A 16,934-nucleotide genomic window follows, 5' to 3' on the forward strand; every position below is an offset into this window, starting at 1 on the left:
TAACGTTTCGATCAGGCCGCCGGTCAGGGTTGCGACCAGCCACCGCGGTTTTAGCGCGCCATCTTCTCCAGTTCCGGAAATGCCGCGTAGGACGCGCCGGCGCACTGTTCGGCGGCATTGTCGAGGATGCGGTCGAGCCGGCCGTCGACGAACATGACGCCGTGCTCCCGGGCCGGCCGGTAATTGCCGTCGGCGTCCTTCGCGCTGTAGCGCAGGCACACCACGTAGCGCAGCCGGCCGCCGACCGTGCGCTGCGCCGGATCGGCAATCGCGGCCTCGCGGACTCCGACCGGGTTGTTCAGGTAGGTCCGCATGAAGGCGAGGATCTGCTCGCGGTAACGGTCCGGGAACGGCTGGTTGGCGACGCCGCGGTCATCGGTGAAGGTGGTCGGCCCGCCGCCATCGTCGCTGGTGAGGCAGCCGGCCAGCGGGATCGAGAGCAGCAGGATTGCCGCCAGTCGTGATGCAGTCCGCAAAGTCAGCTGTTTCATGTTGCCCCGGCCGCGTCTCATAGACCGGCGGGTGACGAAAGGGAATTCGCAACTCGGTTATTCCTGAACAGAAACGACCGGCGTCCGGGTCTCAGCCAATACCGAAACGCACTCCGGCCCGCCGCCATTGGGGAAGCAATGGACAAGCGGGCCGGTTCTGCATCCAAAGGAAGCAGCGGGGCAATGTGGATCGAACTACGTCCCTCGGATCAGGTTCAGTCGCGCTGATCAGCCGCGCTTGGCCGGCACGACGTGCTTGGTGGCGACCTTGGCCGGAATGTGCTTGGAGGCGTGCTTGGTCGCGTGCTTCGGCGACTTCACCTTCAGCATGCCCATGTGCTTGTGGTGGCGGTGATGGCGATAGTGCTTGTGGTGCATCCGGGCGTTGGCGTTGCGCACCTTCGAGGGCAGCTGCTCGCTCTTGACGACGGGGGCAGCCTTGGTCGCCGGGGCGGTCGTGGTCGCCGGCGCGGGGGTTGCGGTCTTGCCGGTCTCGGCGGCCAGCGCGGGCGCTGCGATCACGGACATGGCGAGCAGCGCGGCGGAAATCGTCTTCAACATGGTGGTCCTCCTCTGCGGGATCGAGAGGTCTCCGGCCGGATGGTCGGCCTCACCGATCAATGCATGCGAACTTAGGGGTCACGCACTGAACCCGTTCTGAAGGGCATGGACGGAATTCATTCATGTGAATGACATCTTGGTCATGTTGCCGCTGCGGCCGGCCGCTCGCCGACATCACGCAATCGTGGATTCGGCCGGGAATGTTCTGCACCCCTGGGTGTTCAAGTCATCAGGCTTCGGTGTAGGATTGCCGAGCACGATCAGGAACGATCAGGAGCAACCAGGAATGAGCAAGACGCCGCAGTTTCGTTGGAAAATTTTGGGCCTCGCAGTGCTCTCGATGACCCTCGCCGCCGCGCCGGTCGTCTCGGCCTATGCCGCGGGCAGCGACAATCCCTCGCCGCCGGCTTCCGACAGCGGCAGCAAGGGCAAGAAGGCGAAGAAGGACAAGAGCTCCGCGATCGACGATCAGAAGTTCCTGGCCGGCTATCGCGCAGCCTATACCACGATCTACGACAAGCACGATTACACCGCCGCGATCGAGCAGCTGAAGGCGCTCGGCCAGGACGACCGTGCCGACGTCGCCAACCTGATCGGCTACTCCTATCGCAAGCTCGGCGACTACAAGGTCTCGCAGATCTGGTACGAGCGCGCGCTGAAGGCCGACCCGGCCCATGTTCGCACCTGGCAGTATTACGGCCTCTGGCAGGTCGAACAGGGCAACCGCGACCAGGCGCAGTATCACCTGAACCGCATCGCCCAGCTCGCCGGCACCAACAGCGACGAATACCGCTCGCTCGCCGCAGCGCTGGAGAAGCCCCCGGGCACCGGCCTGGTTTACTGAACGGTCGACCGTCTCCCCAATCGAGCCGGCGTGGTCACAACGACCACGCCGGTTTTTTTGCAGCCGTTGCAGCGTAGGTGGAGCGACTTGTCCGCCGTAGCTCGAAGAGCGAAGGCGGAAGCGATACCCATCATGCCTCCGCGCTGATCGAAGGTGATGGGTTTCGCTGCGCTCTAGCCATCTTGGGAGCTAGTGGCCGCTCGCGCAGCATAGGCATCGAGCACATCGTCGGCGCTGTAAGACGGACGCGCCGCGAAATCGTCGCGCAGGCCGAGCCGCGCCGATGTCCTGAGCCGCGCGGCAGTCGCTTCGGTCATGATCGGTAGCAGGCCGATTTCCCGCAGCCCCTCCGCGACGCCGTCCATCTCCACGGCACGGCGCTCGGCGTGCAGCACATCGGTGCGCACGCACATGTCGACGAATTTGCTGTAGCGCGTCGCGTCCATCGGTTCGCAAATGCCGCGCAGCGCTTCGCTGCGAACCCCCGCGAGCGAGGCTGCGGTCAGCGCTTCCACGATCAGCGCCTCCATGCCCTTCGTCACGACGCTGCGCAGCATCTTCACCGCTGCCGCGGTGCCGGCCTCCGGGCCGGCAAGCTCGATCGTAAAGCCCAGCGGCGCGAACGCCTCGGCAAAGCGCGCGGCGCCGTTGCCCGAGCAGTACAGCGGCACTGCCGCGCCATAGATGCTGACCGCGCCCATCAGATTGGCATCGACATAGGCGCCACCATTCGCCGCCACGGCCTCGCCGACTGATCGCTTGATCCGCGGCGTGGACGCGTTGACGTCGACCACCAGCATGTCAGGCCGAACCAGGCTGGCGATGGCTTGGCCCACTGGCGCGGCCGTCGCGACCACGACCGCCGAGAACACGATGTCGGCGCGCGCCATCAGCGCTGGCAGGCTGTCGACCAGTTCGACCCCGCAGGCGGACGCCATGCCCCGGAACGCATCCGAATACGGCGGACGATTGGTGTTGCCCTCGCAAAACACCAACGGCGCCGCACCGTCCTTGCTTGCGAGGTGGGCGGCGAAGCACTGCGCTGCCTCGCCGAAGCCGACAAAGCCGATGCGCATGCGGGTCATCACAACCTCTTGCGTCATGCAACTCTCACGAAGCAAGAACCGTGCCCGGATGCGACGGTTTCTCACGATCCGGCGGCGATCCCGACCTCGCGCCGGCGGCCGAGAATGGCGACCATGACCAGCGCGCCGACCGAACAGGCGAAGGCGAGCTCCAGCACGGCGTTGCTGCCGAACCGGGTCAGCAGATAGGCGAGCGCCGGCGGCGAGGCCGCCGAGATCAGGTTGAGCGGCAACGCGATATGCGAGGTCGTCTTGGCGAACGCACTCTTGTCGTAGAACACCAGCGGGATCGTCGCCCGCGCCACTGCGCACCGATCGCACTCTTCGCGTTCCGCCCGGCCACTCGTTCAGCATGATGTAGGCGGCCGTGCTCAGCGCCGCGCTTCCGGCCATCCCAAGTATCGTCCAGGCGATGAAGTAACCCGCCGCGTCATGCGCGCAGGCGAGAGCGATGAACCCGAGCGCGGCGACCGCGCTGCCGGTCATCATCACCCGCCGCGCGCCGACCCGCCGGAACGGTTCCACCAGCAGCGGGCCGCACAGGCCCATGGTTACGTAGAGCGTCGAGGTGCCGCCGAACACCAGCGGCAGCGAAAGGTGGAGATCGGCCGCAATCCGGTGGCCGGCAATCGCCGGCAGGCCAAGCGTGCCCCAGCCGACGATCTGCGCAACCGCTAGGACGACCAGCACGCGGCCGATCTGCCGATCCATCCCAAGGAGCTGTCCAAGAACCTGTCCAAGAACCTGCGCCCGGCTCGCCCCGGCCATGACCAGCCCATCGCATTCAATCAGAACGCTGGGCTAACCGACCTGGCGTGACAGGATCAAGACAGTGGCGCGTCGCACCGCTTCGGGAGGTGTTTAATCAAGAAGAGTTCCAAAGAATACGAACGATTGCAGATAGTTACGGGTAGTGCTCGAGGCGCCGGTCCGGCTTCTGCGGAAGGCTCGTGCCGACCGTGCCGCCATCGGCGGTGTCCGCCGGCCTTGCCGGGCGCGCGGCCCGCTCGATCGGCGGCGCGCCCTCGCCCGTCTTCCCTGTGTCGTTCAGCGCCTGGCCGGTGGTGGTCAATTTGGTGGCCTGCCCGGTCCCGGCCGAAGGGCCGGAGCTCTGCGCCAACACGGTTCCCGACAGCACCAGAGCCGCCATCAGTATCGCCGCGTTGACTGTCATGGGGAGCCTTCTGCACATCGACAATGCACAGCAACGCGCCACGACCGATCGCGTTCCAACGCCGGCGCATCGCCGGCGCGGCAGAGTTAATATCAATCACCGGCGGCGGATCGCCCCGGCGGGGACGGCTCAACCGGAGTCCACGAAGCCAACATGCAACTGCTCTCCACCCTGACCTGCCCGGCCTGCGGCTTCGCCAAGGCCGAGACCATGCCGACCGACGCCTGCCAGTTCTTCTACGACTGCGCGGACTGCGGCATTCGCCTCAAGCCCAAGGCCGGCGATTGCTGCGTGTTCTGCTCCTACGGCTCGGTGCCGTGCCCTCCGGTCCAGGCGAACGGACAATGCTGCGGCGATGCCGCGTGTGGCGGCCGATGATCGGCTTGCGAACAGTGCGACCGGCATCGCGCGCCGAACGCCGCGACCCCGGTCATCGCCTCACTTCGTCTTCTGGATCGCCGTGACGGTGTAGCCGCCGTCGCCTTCCTGGGCTTCGAACTTGACCTTGTCGCCGACCTTCACCTGCTTGAGCAGCGCGGGATCCTTGACCCGGTAGACCATGGTCATCGGCTCATCCATGCCGAGGCTCCTGGCCGGGCCGTGCTTGAGCGTGATCTTGCCCGCGCCCTCGTCGATCTTCTTGACCTCGCCGTTCATCGCTGCGGCCTGCGCGAACGTCGCGCCCAGCGTCAGCGCCAGCGCGGCGGCGCCAGCGCCTGCAATCCGGATCATCCTGTTCATCATTGTCGTCCTTCTCGTTGCTGGTTTCATTTCACGATGACGCGGCCGGTCATCCCGTACTCGCGGTGATCGGGGATCAGGCAGGCATATTCGAACGTCCCGGCCTTGGTGAACTTCCAGACGATCTCCGCGCTCTTCTTCGGCGCCACGCGAACGCCGTTCGGATCGTCGTGCTCCATGTGCGGATGCTTCTTCATCACCTCCGCATGCTTCAAATTCTCCGCGGTGGTCGCCAGCAGGAATTCGTGATCCTCGGTGCCGGCATTCCTGATCACGAATCGGATCTGCTCGCCGCGCTTGACCTCGACGCGGAACGGCGTGAACTCCATCTCCTTCATCTCGATCTCGACCGTGCGCGACGGCTTGCCGGGATCGCCGGGCTCGCCCGCCGAATAGGATTGGTGATCGTGCTTTTCGTGGCCGCGCGACGGCACGGCGGTGAGCGACAGCGCAGCGAGCGCGATGCCGATCGTGGTGATGTTCTTCACTGGAGTCTCCATTTTTGATTTGCTGCGTGTTGTTCGTGGGCGATGGGCGTGATCCGCTACATCTTCATTCCCCTCATCGATGGCTTGGCGTTTCGCTCGGGCGCGGCCGGTGGCTGCCGCGCGGGCTCGGCGGCCGGCGCGTTGACCTCGTAGGCAACGGTGCCCGGCGGATAATTGTAGGGACCGGGATCGCTGTAATCGTCGCGGCCGAGCCCCTCGCGGATCTTCATCACCGTGAACATGCCGCCCATCTCGATCGACCCGAACGGCCCGATGCCGGTCATCATCGGCAGCGTGTTGTCGGGCGCGGGCATCTCCATGTTGCCCATCGCCATCCCGGTCGATCCCATCACCATGGCGTCAGGCGCGAGCTTGCCGACCACCTTCGCGAGATCCTGCCGCGACACGCCGATGAAATTCCTGACGTCGTGACCCATCGCGTTCATGGTGTGGTGCGACTTGTGGCAGTGGAACGCCCAGTCGCCCGGATTGTCGGCGAGCATGTCGAAGGCCCTGACCGCACCGACCGGCACGTCGGTCGTGGTCTCCGGATATTGCGCACTCTCCGGCACCCAGCCGCCGTCGGTGCAGGTCACCCTGAAATTGTGCCCGTGCACATGGATCGGATGGTTGGTCATGGTCAGGTTGCCGATCCGCACCCGGATCCTGTCGCCGAGCCGGATCGGCATCGGATCGATGCCGGGATAGACCCGGCTGTTCCAGGTCCACATGTTGAAGTCGGTCATCTCGTTGACCTTCGGCAGGTACGTGCCAGGGTCGATCAGGTAGCTGCTCATGATGAAGACGAAGTCGCGGTCGACCGGGCGGAATGCCGGGTCGCGCGGGTGCACGATGAACATCCCCATCATGCCCATCGCCATCTGCACCATCTCGTCGGAATGGGGATGGTACATGAAGGTCCCGCTGTGCTTGAGCTCGAACTCGTAGACGAAGGTCTTGCCCGGCTTGATGTGCGGCTGGTTGAGACCGCCGACACCGTCCATGCCTGCCGGCACGATCATGCCGTGCCAGTGCACCGTGGTGTGCTCCGGCAATTTGTTGGTGACGAAGATGCGCACCTTGTCGCCCTCGACCGCCTCGATGGTCGGGCCCGGCGCCTGGCCGTTATAGCCCCAGAGATTGGCCTTCATGCCGTCGGCGAATTCGCGCACCACGGGCTCGGCGACGAGATGGAATTCCTTCCAGTCGCCGTTCATCCGCCACGGCAGCGTCCAGCCGTTGAGCGTGACCACGGGCCGGTAGTCGGGCCCGCTGGTCGGATGCAGCGGCGGCTGCGTCACCGCCTTGTCCATGGTTGGTGCTTCCGGGATGGCAGCGGCCTGCACCCGGCCGGTGACTGCGCTCGCCGTCACCAGCGCCGCGCTGCCGAGAAATCCACGCCGTGAGAACATCGTGTTGTCTCCATTCAATGATCGCTGGCGGCGGGTGCGGCCGAAGCGACGGACGATGGTGCCGATGCTGCGCCGGCCGAACCGCCGCCGTTGATCGCGGTTTGCAGATCGGATTGCGCCAGCCAGAAGTCACGCCTGGCGTCGATCGCCGCGCGCAGCGAGGCGAGCCGCTGCCGCGCTTCGGTCAGCAGCGCGAACACGTCGACCTGCATGCTGGAGAAGCGCAGCTGCATCTCCTCGGTGATGATCTGCCGCAGCGGCAGCACCTCGCGCTGGTAGTGGCGCGCGATGTCGTAGGTCGAGCGGTAGACGCGGTAGGCGTCGCGCGCCTCGGAGCGGACGTTGATCGCCTTCTCGGTCAGGCGGTTCATCGCCTGCCGGTAGGTCTCGGCCGCCTGCCGGACCCGCACCTCGCCGCCATCGAAAATCGGGATCTGGAACTGGACGTCGAAGCCGCGTTCCCTGAACGGTGGGCCTTCGGGATCCTGCGTCCGCCTGTCGATGCCGGCGACGTCGAGCAGCGTGACGAAGCGGGTCGCCTCGGTGAGATCGAGCGCCTTGGCGAGGGCTATGATTTCCATCCGCGCGATCTGCAGATCGACGCGGTGACCGACCGCGGCGACCTCGATCGACGGCTGTTGCAGTGGCCGCTTCGGCAGCAACGGCAGCCGGTCCGCAATCCGGAAGCCGAGATCGCCGTCCCACAATCCGAGCAGGCGCGCCAGCCGCTCGCGCGCGCTCGCCGCGTTCTGCCGCGCGCTGGCGAGGTCAGCCGTGATCTCGGCGTAGAACACCTGCTCGCGGGCCTGGTCGAGCTTGTTCATGCCGCCGGTCTCGCCGAGCTTTTTTGCAAGTTGCGCAGTCGACTCCGCGGTCGCCTTCGCATCCGTCAGCAGCGCGACCGTCTCGTTGGCGGCGACCGCGGCAACGTGGCTGCGCCGGACCTCGGCGGCGAGCCGCAGGGTGGCGAGCGCGGCCTTGAGCTGCGCCTGCCGGAAACGCTCGCGTGCGATCTCGGAGCGGACCGGCAGCGTCGCCAGCGCCAGGATGTCGCCGACCACCTGCCGCTCGACCTCGCTGGCGCCGTTGCCGGTGATGCGCTGTAACGAGAAGGTCGGGTTCGGCGGCAGGCTGTCGGCGACCAGGTCGGTCTCCGCCAGCGCCAGCTCGTTATAGGCCGCCTGCAAACCCTTGTTGTTCAACAGCGCGACCTGCACGGCGGCATCCGCCGTCAAATTGCGCGCCAGCAGCCGCTTCACTAGGGCATCGGTGGTCGCGGCCTCGTCCGCGGAACGCACGAAGGCGACGTCCTTGCCGATCGCCCTCTCCGTCACTTCGGAGACCACGCCCATGCCGGTGTCGGGCGAGAACGACGCGCAGCCCGCGAGCGCGGATGTCAGCAGCAGGATCGGCGCAATGGCCAGATGTCGCATGGCGCCCTCCTACCGGTCCGATTTGGCCGGCGGCGTCACGCCGTCATTGCGCTCGCGCCAGGGTAGCGGCGTCGCCGGACGCAGGCTTTCGTAAGGCGCAATCGTCGAGCGGTAGCCGACACCGGCCGTGCGCGCCGACGGATTTGCCGGATCGCCCGCGACGGCGACCGGCCGTCCATCGGCGATGCAGCCGGCGAGCGGCGCGGCCGCGAGCATGACGGCGGCGATCCGCGGCACGAATGTGGGTAGCGCGCGCCGGCCACGCTGCGTGGCTACGGCGGCGAGCCTCGCCCCGAGATGCGAAAACATGGGTCTGTCCCGATCATCAGTGAATCACAGGCATGCGCACGCGAGCCCGCGGCGCAGCCACGATGTCAGCTCAGGATCAGGCGATGGGGGGACGATAGAGTAGCGCCGGCGCCTCGCTGCGCAGGCTCTGAATGGCCTCGGCGAGACGGGTCGCGATCGGGTGCAAGGGACCGGCGACCAGGGGAAGATCGGCCGGCAGCGCCGATACGCACATCAAGGCGCAGCACGGGCCCGGCATGTTCTTGCCGTCGTGGCTGTGCGTTGCGGGTTGAGCACCATCGTCCGCGTGATGCATGTGCATGCCGCCATGATCGTGGGCGGCATGATCATGCGCGACATGCTCGGCATGTGCCATCGGCATCGCGGCATCATGCATGTGCACCGCGACGGCCGGCTGGACCTCGTCGGTCAGGCATGGAAACGGCGCCCCGAATGCCAGCGCAAATGGCGGCGCGATCACGCAGAACAGATAGGCCAGGATGATGGAACATCCCGCCCGCACCCGCCCTCGCCTGTTCAACCGCACCAACACCCGCCCGATCGCTCCGATTCATCCGCGCCGCAAGCTACCGCAAATCAATACATACCCCCTAAGGGTATCGTTCATCCAGCCCAAATCGCAAGCAGGCTTCGTGTTCCGATCACAACCGTGCTTGCTGTCGCACGGCGGCCACAGCGGCCTCTGGTTCGGGAACCTTGGCCCGGATCTCGATCCCCTTCACCACGGCGAAGATCGCGGGAATCACGATCAGCGTCAGCAGGGTCGACGAGATCATGCCGCCGATGACAGGCACCGCGATGCGCTGCATGATCTCGGAACCGGTGCCGGTGCTCCACATGATCGGCAACAGCCCGGCCATGATGGCGACCACCGTCATCATCTTCGGCCGCACCCGCTCGACCGCGCCTTCGATGATCGCGCGATTGAGATCGTCGCGATCGACTGGCCGTCCCTCGGCGGCGCGACGCGCCGTGATCTCGGCCAGCGCGTGGTTGAGGTAGATCAGCATCACGACGCCGGTCTCGGCGGCGACGCCGGCGAGCGCGATGAAGCCGACCGCGACGGCGACCGACAGGTTGAAGCCGAGCACCCACATCAGCCAGAACCCGCCGACCAGCGCGAACGGCAGCGACAGCATCACGATCATGGTCTCCGCCACCGAGCGGAAGTTGAGATAGAGCAACAGGAAGATGATCAGAAGCGTCACCGGCACCACGATCCTGAGCCGCGCCGTGGCGCGTTCGAGATATTCGTATTGCCCGCTCCAGACCAGATAGGTGCCGGGCGGAAACTGCACGCCGGCCTGCACCGCGCGCTGCGCATCCGCGACATAGCCGCCGAGATCGCGATCGCGGATGTCGACATAGATGTAGGTCGCGAGTTGCCCGTTCTCGGTCCGGATCAGGGTCGGCCCGCGCGCCGGTTTGATATCGGCGACCTCGCCGAGCGGCACCGCGCCGCCGGCCGGCATCGGCACCAGGATGTCGCTGGCGATCGCGGTGGGATTGTCGCGCAGGTCGCGCGGATAGCGCATGTTGACGGTGAAGCGCTGGCGTCCCTCGACCGTCGTGGTCACGCTCTGGCCGCCGAGCGCGGTCGCAATGGTGTCCTGCACGTCCTGCACCGCGATGCCGTAGCGCGCCAGCGCCTCGCGGTTCGGCGTGATCTCGAGATAGTAGCCGCCGAGGCTGCGCTCGGCATAGGCCGACGAGGTGCCGGGCACGCCCTTCACGACCTGCTCGACCTGGCGGGCGAGCTTGTCGATCACAGTGAGATCGGGACCGATCACCTTGACGCCGACGGGGGTGCGGATGCCAGTCGACAGCATGTCGATGCGCGCCTTGATCGGCATGGTCCAGGCATTGGAGACGCCGGGGAATTGCAGCGCCTTGTCCATCGCGGCGATCAGGCCGTCGAGCGTGAGGCCCTTGCGCCATTGCTCCTTCGGCTTGAGGTTGACGACGGTCTCGAACATCTCCGACGGCGCCGGATCGGTCGCAGTCGCCGCGCGGCCGGCCTTGCCGTAGACCGAGCCGACCTCCGGAAAGCTCCGGATGATCCGATCCTGCATCTGCAACAACTCCGCCGCCTTGGTCACCGAAATGCCCGGCAGCGTGGTCGGCATATAGAGCAGCGTGCCCTCCTTGAGGTCGGGCATGAACTCGGTGCCGAGTTGCCGCGCCGGCCAGATCGAGACGGCGACGGCGCCGAGCGCGAGCAGGATTACCAGCGTCTTGGCACGCAGCACGCCGTTGATGACGGGACGGTAGATCCAGATCAGGAAGCGGTTGATCGGATTGCTGTGCTCGGGGATGATCCTGCCGCGGACGAAGATCACCATCAGTGCCGGCACCAGCGTCACCGAAAGCAGTGCCGCCGCCGCCATCGCGAACGTCTTGGTGAAGGCGAGCGGCGCGAACAGCCGCCCCTCCTGCGATTCCAGCGTGAAGATCGGCATGAACGACACGGTGATGATCAGCAGGCTGAAGAACAGCGCCGGCCCGACTTCCGCCGCGGCCTCGATCAGGATCGCGACCCGCGACCGGCCGGGCTCGGCCCGCTCCAGATGCTTGTGCGCGTTCTCGATCATCACGATCGCCGCGTCGATCATGGCGCCGATCGCGATCGCGATGCCGCCGAGGCTCATGATGTTGGAGCCGATGCCGAAGAACTTCATCGCGCCGAACGCCATCAGCACGCCGACCGGCAGCATCAGGATCGCGACCAGCGCGCTGCGGACATGCAGCAGGAATACGATGCAGACCAGCGCGACCACGACGCTCTCCTCGAGCAGTGTGCGCTTCAGCGTCTCGATCGCCGCATAGATCAAATTGGAGCGGTCATAGACCGGCACGATCTCGACCGATGTCGGCAGGCTGGTTGCGATCTCCTTGAAGCGCTTCTTGACGTTCTCGATCACGTCGAGCGCGTTGACGCCGAAGCGTTGCAGCACGATGCCGCTGGCGACCTCGCCCTCGCCGTTGAGCTCGGCGATGCCGCGCCGCTCGTCGGGGCCGAGCTCGACGCGCGCGACGTCGCGCAGCAGCACCGGCGTGCCGTTGTCGGCCTTCAGCACGATATTGCCGAGGTCGTTGATGTCCTTGAGATAGCCCTTGCCGCGAATGACATATTCGAACTCGGAGAGCTCGATGGTGCGGCCGCCGACATCGGCATTGCTGGCGCGGATCGCATCGCGCATCCGCTGCATGGTGATGCCGCGGTCGCGCATCCGCTGCGGATCGAGGATCACGTTGTACTGCTTGACAAAGCCGCCGACGCTCGCGACCTCGGCGACGCCTTCCGCCCTGGCCAGCGCGAATTTCAAATTCCAGTCCTGGATGGTGCGCGTATCGGCCAGATTGAGCTGCTTCGACATGACAGCATATTGGTAGACCCAGCCGACCCCGGTCGCATCGGGGCCGATGGTCGGCGACACGCCGGCCGGCAGCCGCGCCGCGGCACCATTGAGGAATTCGAGCACGCGCGAGCGCGCCCAGTACATATCGGTGCCGTCCTCGAAGATGACATAGACGAAGGAGACGCCGAAGAACGAGAAGCCGCGCACGACCTTCGACTTCGGCACCGTCAGCATCGCGGTGGTCAGGGGATAGGTGACCTGGTCCTCGATCACCTGCGGCGCCTGGCCGGGATATTCGGTGTAGACGATGACCTGGGTGTCGGAGAGATCGGGGATCGCATCGAGCGGCAGATGCACCAGCGCATAGAGGCCGGCGGCCGCCGCAAAGCCAGCGCCGAACAGCACCAGCAGCAGATTGCGCGCCGACCAGGCGATAACGCGGGCGATCATGGCTTGCCTCCAGCCGTCATCCCGCCCTCGCTTGCCGCCTGCTTCGTGCCGGCTTCGGCAAAGCCCTTGATCGCCGCCTTCAAATTGCTTTCGGCATCGATCAGGAACGTGGCTGATGTCACCACCGCGTCGCCTTCCGCGAGGCCGTCGCGGATTTCGACATGGCCATCGCCGCGCCGCCCGAGCTTCACCTCGCGCGGCTCGAAGCGGCCGTTGCCGCGGTCGAGCAGCACAGTCTGCCGGCTCCCGGTGTCGAGGATGGAGTTGTCGGCCACGGTGAGCACCGGCGCCGCACTGCCGGTGTCGATCTCGGCGTCGACATACATGTCCGGAAGCAGCGCGAGATCGGCATTCTGCAACTCGATCCGCACCCGCGCGGTGCGCGTCTCCTTGTTGACCAGCGGATAGATCACGCTGATCCGGCCGGTGTAGCTGCGGCCCGGAGAGCTCCGCGCGCGGACTGTGACCTGCTGCCCGACCACGATGCTGCCGAGGTCGCGCTCGGCGACATCGACAAGCGCCCACACCACCGACACGTCGGCGATCCGGAACAGCACGTCGCCGGGCTGCGCCCGCATGCCCTCGACCGCCGCACGCTGCAACACGACGCCGTCGCGCGGCGACAGCCACTGGATCGCTAGCGGAACGGTGCGGTTCTTCTCCATCTCGGCGATGACGGGTTCGGGGACGTCGAGGTTGGTCAGCCGCTGCTTGGAGCCGCGCCCATAGGGCTCGACGCCGGCGGTCATCTTCGACCCGATGGTCGCGACATATTCGGCCGCGGCGGACGAGATCGCCGGGCTGTAGATCTCCATCATTGGCTGGCCCTTTGCCACCCGGCTGCCGGTGGTGACGTCGGCAACCTTCTGCACATAACTCTCGGCGCGCATCGCGATCACGGAGACGCGGCGTTCGTCGAGCTGGATCGTGCCGGGCGCGCGGACCAGCGTGCGGATGCGGCGCAGCTGCGCGGCTTCCGACGTGACGCCGGTGCGCTGGATCTTGCCCGGCGACAGCGTGATCGAGCCATCGTCGCTGTCCTCGCCGTCGTAGACGGGGATGTAATCCATCCCCATGGAATCCTTCTTCGGCACCGGCGAGGTATCGGGGAGGCCCATCGGGTTGCGATAATATTTGACCTTACGCTCGCTCCTCGCAGCCGTGGCCTTCGTCTCCGCCGGCTGCATGGGCTCACCGGCTTCCTTGGCGGCATCCGAGAAAACCGGCAGATAGTCGCGCCCGTCAAGCGTCTGCTTCGGTGTCGCCGAATAAAGCGGCTTGTCGTCGGGATCCCGGTAATAGCTCGGCGCGGCGCTCTCCGCCGCATGCGCGGCGGAGACGATGGCAGCGGTCGCCGGCCGTGGCGGCAGGCCGTGGCCGACCCATGCGGCGCCTGCCGCTGCAACGATCGCAGCGGCAGCGCCGGCCCAGATGAGGCGGCTCATTTCTCGGCCGTGACGACGAGCTTGTTCTCGACCGAGCCGGTCTCGCCCTGCACCTTGGCGCCGAGCGACAACTGCCAGCGGCCGGCCATGCCGAATGTCGCCTTGAAGCGGTAGGTACCAGGCTCAGAGCCCGGCATCGGCGTCACCTTGGTGGCCATCTCCTGCATGCCGTCCGGCGCCATGTCGAGCCGCGTCGAGAAGATGACCGCGTCGGGCACGGCCTTCCCGGTGGTCTTGTCGACCAGCCGCACCGTCACGATGCGATCGGCGCCGGCCTTGACCGTCGGCTGCACGAGCTGGAATTCGTAGTTCTTGATCTCGGCGTGGACGGGTGCGCCCGCCAGGGCAACGCCGATCAGCGCGGCCGCAGCGGCGCGCGCGAGCTGGAAAGACTTCATTGGTGGTGATCCTCGATAGGTCTGATGAACCGCGTCAGCGGCATGCAAAGGCACGCGCGCCGTCAGGCGCACGCGCCAGCGATCAGGCGCTTGCGCGCCTGTCAGACCAGGGTTCGAGGTGGATGATCGGGAGGCTTGGCGCCGAGATCGTCGAGCAAACGATCGTCACGCGCGGCGAACCGGCTCAGCTGCGGATCACGCTTGACCAGCGACGCCGTGCCGGCTGGCACAGGCAGCGGAACGCTCAGCATGCAGAGCGCAAGGAACGGGCAACCTTCACAGCCCTTGCTTTTGGTCTGGTCCGGACAGCACGGCATGTCGTCGGCCATTGCCGGCCCGGACATGTCATGATCTGACATGGCATGATCGGCCGGCATCGCGGCGGCCGAGGCATCCGGCATCATCCGGGCAAACGCTGGCGCCACGGGCGCGAGCAAAAGCCCGGCCGCAACCAGCAACAGAATCCCGAGATTGGCGAGCCGCCTCAGATGCATGCCCGCTTGTCGCACGGATCAGCGGAACCTGCAAATCCGTGCGACTTCACGATCGCGCCACTGCTGCGCCTCAGGCCTGCTTCAACACCGCCGGATCGACCGGCATCTTGCGCAGCCGCTTGCCGGTGGCTGCGAAGATCGCGTTGCTGATGGCGGGCACGATGCCCGATGTCCCGGTCTCGCCCATGCCGCCTGGCGGCTCGGTGCTCGGCACGATATGGACCTCGATGGCCGGGGCCTGATCGATGCGCAGCATCTGGTAGCTGTCGAAATTGCTCTGCTCGACGCGACCGTCCTTCAGCGTGATCTCGCCATAGAGCGCCGCGGTGACGCCGAAATTGATGCCGCTCTGCAGCTGCGCCTGCACCGTGTCGGGATTGACCACGGTGCCGCAGTCCATCGCGCAGACGACGCGGTGGACGCGGACCGAGCCGTCCTTGGCCACCTCGACCTCGGCAACCTGCGCGAGGTAGCTGCCGAACACGAATTGCAGCGACACCCCGCGTCCCCGGCCGGCCGGCAGCGCGCCGCCCCAGCCGGCCTTGGCCGCCGCCAGTTCGAGTGCTGCCCTGGCGCGCGGCGACTTGCCGAGCAACGCCTTGCGGTAGTCGACCGGATCCTGCTTGGCCGCCGCCGCCATTTCGTCGATCACGCTCTCGGTGACGAACACGTTGTGCGACGGCCCGACGCTGCGCCAGAACGCAGTCGGAATGCCGGGTGGTTCGACCCGGACATATTCGACGTGGAAGTGCGGGATGTCGTAGACGAGATCGATCGCGCCTTCCGTCGTGTCGGGATCGAGACCGTTGCGGAACGCCGGCGGCGCCCAGCGCGCCAGCACGGACGAGCCGGCAAAGCGATTGTTCCACGCCACCGGCTTGCCGGATGCATCGAGCCCGACCGAAATCCGGTCACACCAGTACGGCCGGTACATGTCGTGCTGAATGTCCTCCTCGCGGGTCCACACCAGCTTGACCGGCGCATCGACCTGCTTGGCGACCTGCACGGCGCGAATGACGCCATCGACCTCGAGCCTGCGGCCAAAGCCGCCGCCCAGCAAATGATTGTGCACCACCACCTTCTCCGGCGGCAGGTCCAGCATCTTCGCGGCCACCGCCTGCACCCGCGAAAGCGCCTGGTTGCCGACCCAGATCTCGCACCCATCGGCACGAACATGCACGGTGCAGTTCATCGGCTCCATCGTGGCATGGGCGAGGAACGGCAGCTGATAGGTGGCCTCGACCTTGGTCGCGGCAGCTGCCATCGCCTTGTCGGCATCGCCGATATTTTGCGCGACCGCGCCCGGCTTCGTGGTGGCGGCTTCGAGCTCGCGCGCGATATCCGCCGTGGCGAGCCTGGCGTGGGGTCCCTCGTCCCACTCGACCGTGAGCGCCGCTAGACCTTTCTTCGCCGCGCCCATGTGATCGGCCACCACGGCGACTGCGTCATCGAGCTTCACGATCTGGCGCACGCCGTTGACGGCTTTTGCCGCCGCGTCGTCCACGCGCTTCACCCGTCCGCCGAACACCGGCGACTGTGCCAGCGTCGCGATCTTCACGCCGGGTGGACGCGCGTCGATGCCGTAGACCGCCGTGCCGTTGATCTTCGAGGGCGTATCGAGCCGCTTGGCCGGCGTGCCGATCAGCCTGAACTCGGCCGGGCGCTTCAGCGTCACGTTCTCCGGCACCGGCATCTGCGCCGCATCGGCCGCGAGCTCGCCATAACTCAACTTGCGTCCCGAGGCCGCGTGATGCACCTCGCCGTTCTCGGCGCGGCAGGAGGCGGGCTCGACGTTCCAGCGCTTCGCCGCGGCTGCGACCAGCATCGCCTTCGCGGTGGCGCCGGCTTTCCGCATCGGCTGCCAGGCGCCGCGCATCGCGTTGGAGTTGCCGGTAGCCTGCACGCCGAGCAACGGGTTGGCGTAGAGCTTGTCGCTCGGCGGCGCGTGCTCGAGCTGCACCTGCGTCAGTCCGATCTCGAGCTCCTCGGCGATTAGCATCGGGATCGAGGTGTAGGTGCCCTGCCCCATCTCGACATAGGGCATGGTCAGCACGACCTTGCCGTCGCCGCCGATCCGAATGAAGGCGTTCGGCGCGAAGCCGTCGGCGGCCGTGGCTTCGCTCTCGCGGCCCGCGAACGGCAGGCTCACGCTGAGCAGCAGGCCGCCGCCGGCGATCGCGCCGGCGCGGAGGAAGTTGCGCCGCGACAGGTCGGCGGCGCGCTCTGACAAATTGTCGATCAGCGTCATGG

General features: G+C 66.6%; 19 protein-coding genes. 3 read left to right on the top strand and 16 right to left on the bottom strand.

What is annotated here, in order from left to right:
- Window positions 1–50: 50 nt before the first annotated feature.
- Both ACVMB0_RS30660 and ACVMB0_RS30665 read right to left on the bottom strand, forming a co-directional pair.
- Entirely contained in the window at window positions 51–491 is a 441-nt protein-coding gene (locus tag ACVMB0_RS30660; protein WP_456754099.1) for a hypothetical protein, read from the bottom strand.
- 228 nt (window positions 492–719) lie between these two features.
- On the bottom strand, window positions 720–1,052 hold the full coding sequence (locus ACVMB0_RS30665; protein ID WP_456797919.1) for a His-rich protein BRANT: 333 nt from the start codon (window positions 1,050–1,052) through the stop codon (window positions 720–722).
- A 286-nt stretch (window positions 1,053–1,338) separates the two neighbouring features.
- Here ACVMB0_RS30665 and ACVMB0_RS30670 point away from each other — a divergent pair, with 286 nt between their 5' ends.
- Window positions 1,339–1,896, top strand: a complete 558-nt coding sequence (locus ACVMB0_RS30670; protein ID WP_456754097.1) for a tetratricopeptide repeat protein — start codon at window positions 1,339–1,341, stop codon at window positions 1,894–1,896.
- Window positions 1,897–2,069: 173 nt separating this feature from the next.
- Here the strand turns inward: ACVMB0_RS30670 and ACVMB0_RS30675 are convergent, their stop codons facing one another.
- Window positions 2,070–2,999 carry an NAD(P)-dependent oxidoreductase gene (locus tag ACVMB0_RS30675; RefSeq protein WP_456754096.1) on the bottom strand — a complete coding sequence of 310 codons (930 nt, stop codon included), beginning with the start codon at window positions 2,997–2,999 and terminating at the stop codon, window positions 2,070–2,072.
- 44 nt (window positions 3,000–3,043) lie between these two features.
- Window positions 3,044–3,286 (bottom strand): hypothetical protein, encoded by a 243-nt coding sequence (locus ACVMB0_RS30680; protein WP_456754095.1) that lies wholly within the window; start codon window positions 3,284–3,286, stop codon window positions 3,044–3,046.
- A 127-nt stretch (window positions 3,287–3,413) separates the two neighbouring features.
- On the opposite strand from ACVMB0_RS30680, the gene ACVMB0_RS30685 reads away from it, so the two are divergent.
- Window positions 3,414–3,659 carry a hypothetical protein gene (locus ACVMB0_RS30685; protein ID WP_456754094.1) on the top strand — a complete coding sequence of 82 codons (246 nt, stop codon included), beginning with the start codon at window positions 3,414–3,416 and terminating at the stop codon, window positions 3,657–3,659.
- Between the two features lie 226 nt (window positions 3,660–3,885).
- Here ACVMB0_RS30685 and ACVMB0_RS30690 read toward each other — a convergent pair whose 3' ends face one another.
- Window positions 3,886–4,155 (bottom strand): hypothetical protein, encoded by a 270-nt coding sequence (locus ACVMB0_RS30690; RefSeq protein ID WP_456754093.1) that lies wholly within the window; start codon window positions 4,153–4,155, stop codon window positions 3,886–3,888.
- Window positions 4,156–4,308: 153 nt separating this feature from the next.
- On the opposite strand from ACVMB0_RS30690, the gene ACVMB0_RS30695 reads away from it, so the two are divergent.
- Window positions 4,309–4,533 (top strand): GDCCVxC domain-containing (seleno)protein, encoded by a 225-nt coding sequence (locus ACVMB0_RS30695; RefSeq protein ID WP_456754092.1) that lies wholly within the window; start codon window positions 4,309–4,311, stop codon window positions 4,531–4,533.
- Window positions 4,534–4,593: 60 nt separating this feature from the next.
- Here ACVMB0_RS30695 and ACVMB0_RS30700 read toward each other — a convergent pair whose 3' ends face one another.
- The 11 genes from ACVMB0_RS30700 to ACVMB0_RS30750 form a co-directional block, all read right to left on the bottom strand.
- Complete coding sequence (locus tag ACVMB0_RS30700; protein WP_461348606.1) at window positions 4,594–4,896, bottom strand: copper-binding protein; 303 nt, start codon at window positions 4,894–4,896, stop codon at window positions 4,594–4,596.
- A gap of 26 nt (window positions 4,897–4,922) precedes the next feature.
- Window positions 4,923–5,396 (bottom strand): cupredoxin domain-containing protein, encoded by a 474-nt coding sequence (locus ACVMB0_RS30705; protein ID WP_456754090.1) that lies wholly within the window; start codon window positions 5,394–5,396, stop codon window positions 4,923–4,925.
- 44 nt (window positions 5,397–5,440) lie between these two features.
- Complete coding sequence (locus ACVMB0_RS30710; RefSeq protein ID WP_461348607.1) at window positions 5,441–6,796, bottom strand: multicopper oxidase family protein; 1,356 nt, start codon at window positions 6,794–6,796, stop codon at window positions 5,441–5,443.
- Window positions 6,797–6,810: 14 nt separating this feature from the next.
- A complete protein-coding gene (locus ACVMB0_RS30715; protein WP_456797918.1) occupies window positions 6,811–8,229 on the bottom strand; it encodes a TolC family protein in 1,419 nt (472 codons plus the stop codon).
- 9 nt (window positions 8,230–8,238) lie between these two features.
- On the bottom strand, window positions 8,239–8,538 hold the full coding sequence (locus ACVMB0_RS30720; RefSeq protein ID WP_456754087.1) for a hypothetical protein: 300 nt from the start codon (window positions 8,536–8,538) through the stop codon (window positions 8,239–8,241).
- 76 nt (window positions 8,539–8,614) lie between these two features.
- A complete protein-coding gene (locus ACVMB0_RS30725) occupies window positions 8,615–9,040 on the bottom strand; it encodes a hypothetical protein (protein WP_456797917.1) in 426 nt (141 codons plus the stop codon).
- Between the two features lie 139 nt (window positions 9,041–9,179).
- On the bottom strand, window positions 9,180–12,347 hold the full coding sequence (locus ACVMB0_RS30730; protein WP_461348608.1) for an efflux RND transporter permease subunit: 3,168 nt from the start codon (window positions 12,345–12,347) through the stop codon (window positions 9,180–9,182).
- Window positions 12,344–13,792: an efflux RND transporter periplasmic adaptor subunit gene (locus ACVMB0_RS30735; protein ID WP_461348609.1), complete on the bottom strand. Its 1,449-nt coding sequence runs from the start codon at window positions 13,790–13,792 to the stop codon at window positions 12,344–12,346. Before ACVMB0_RS30735 ends, ACVMB0_RS30730 begins: the two co-directional genes overlap by 4 nt.
- Window positions 13,789–14,190 (bottom strand): FixH family protein, encoded by a 402-nt coding sequence (locus tag ACVMB0_RS30740; RefSeq protein ID WP_461348610.1) that lies wholly within the window; start codon window positions 14,188–14,190, stop codon window positions 13,789–13,791. Before ACVMB0_RS30740 ends, ACVMB0_RS30735 begins: the two co-directional genes overlap by 4 nt.
- 101 nt (window positions 14,191–14,291) lie before the next feature.
- Window positions 14,292–14,684 carry a hypothetical protein gene (locus tag ACVMB0_RS30745; RefSeq protein ID WP_461348611.1) on the bottom strand — a complete coding sequence of 131 codons (393 nt, stop codon included), beginning with the start codon at window positions 14,682–14,684 and terminating at the stop codon, window positions 14,292–14,294.
- 70 nt (window positions 14,685–14,754) lie between these two features.
- Window positions 14,755–16,932 (bottom strand): xanthine dehydrogenase family protein molybdopterin-binding subunit, encoded by a 2,178-nt coding sequence (locus ACVMB0_RS30750; protein ID WP_461348612.1) that lies wholly within the window; start codon window positions 16,930–16,932, stop codon window positions 14,755–14,757.
- Window positions 16,933–16,934: the final 2 nt, after the last annotated feature.

This window comes from Bradyrhizobium sp. USDA 4451, from assembly GCF_054822585.1.

Bases quoted from the DNA above. Each gene is read 5' to 3' on its own strand.
- ACVMB0_RS30660 (WP_456754099.1), bottom strand. From the start codon at position 491: ATGAAACAGCTGACTTTGCGGACTGCATCACGACTGGCGGCAATCCTG.
- ACVMB0_RS30665 (WP_456797919.1), bottom strand. From the start codon at position 1,052: ATGTTGAAGACGATTTCCGCCGCGCTGCTCGCCATGTCCGTGATCGCA.
- ACVMB0_RS30670 (WP_456754097.1), top strand. From the start codon at position 1,339: ATGAGCAAGACGCCGCAGTTTCGTTGGAAAATTTTGGGCCTCGCAGTG.
- ACVMB0_RS30675 (WP_456754096.1), bottom strand. From the start codon at position 2,999: ATGACGCAAGAGGTTGTGATGACCCGCATGCGCATCGGCTTTGTCGGC.
- ACVMB0_RS30685 (WP_456754094.1), top strand. From the start codon at position 3,414: ATGCGCGCAGGCGAGAGCGATGAACCCGAGCGCGGCGACCGCGCTGCC.
- ACVMB0_RS30690 (WP_456754093.1), bottom strand. From the start codon at position 4,155: ATGACAGTCAACGCGGCGATACTGATGGCGGCTCTGGTGCTGTCGGGA.
- ACVMB0_RS30695 (WP_456754092.1), top strand. From the start codon at position 4,309: ATGCAACTGCTCTCCACCCTGACCTGCCCGGCCTGCGGCTTCGCCAAG.
- ACVMB0_RS30700 (WP_461348606.1), bottom strand. From the start codon at position 4,896: ATGAACAGGATGATCCGGATTGCAGGCGCTGGCGCCGCCGCGCTGGCG.
- ACVMB0_RS30705 (WP_456754090.1), bottom strand. From the start codon at position 5,396: ATGGAGACTCCAGTGAAGAACATCACCACGATCGGCATCGCGCTCGCT.
- ACVMB0_RS30710 (WP_461348607.1), bottom strand. From the start codon at position 6,796: ATGTTCTCACGGCGTGGATTTCTCGGCAGCGCGGCGCTGGTGACGGCG.
- ACVMB0_RS30715 (WP_456797918.1), bottom strand. From the start codon at position 8,229: ATGCGACATCTGGCCATTGCGCCGATCCTGCTGCTGACATCCGCGCTC.
- ACVMB0_RS30720 (WP_456754087.1), bottom strand. From the start codon at position 8,538: ATGTTTTCGCATCTCGGGGCGAGGCTCGCCGCCGTAGCCACGCAGCGT.
- ACVMB0_RS30730 (WP_461348608.1), bottom strand. From the start codon at position 12,347: ATGATCGCCCGCGTTATCGCCTGGTCGGCGCGCAATCTGCTGCTGGTG.
- ACVMB0_RS30735 (WP_461348609.1), bottom strand. From the start codon at position 13,792: ATGAGCCGCCTCATCTGGGCCGGCGCTGCCGCTGCGATCGTTGCAGCG.
- ACVMB0_RS30740 (WP_461348610.1), bottom strand. From the start codon at position 14,190: ATGAAGTCTTTCCAGCTCGCGCGCGCCGCTGCGGCCGCGCTGATCGGC.
- ACVMB0_RS30745 (WP_461348611.1), bottom strand. From the start codon at position 14,684: ATGCATCTGAGGCGGCTCGCCAATCTCGGGATTCTGTTGCTGGTTGCG.
- ACVMB0_RS30750 (WP_461348612.1), bottom strand. From the start codon at position 16,932: ATGACGCTGATCGACAATTTGTCAGAGCGCGCCGCCGACCTGTCGCGG.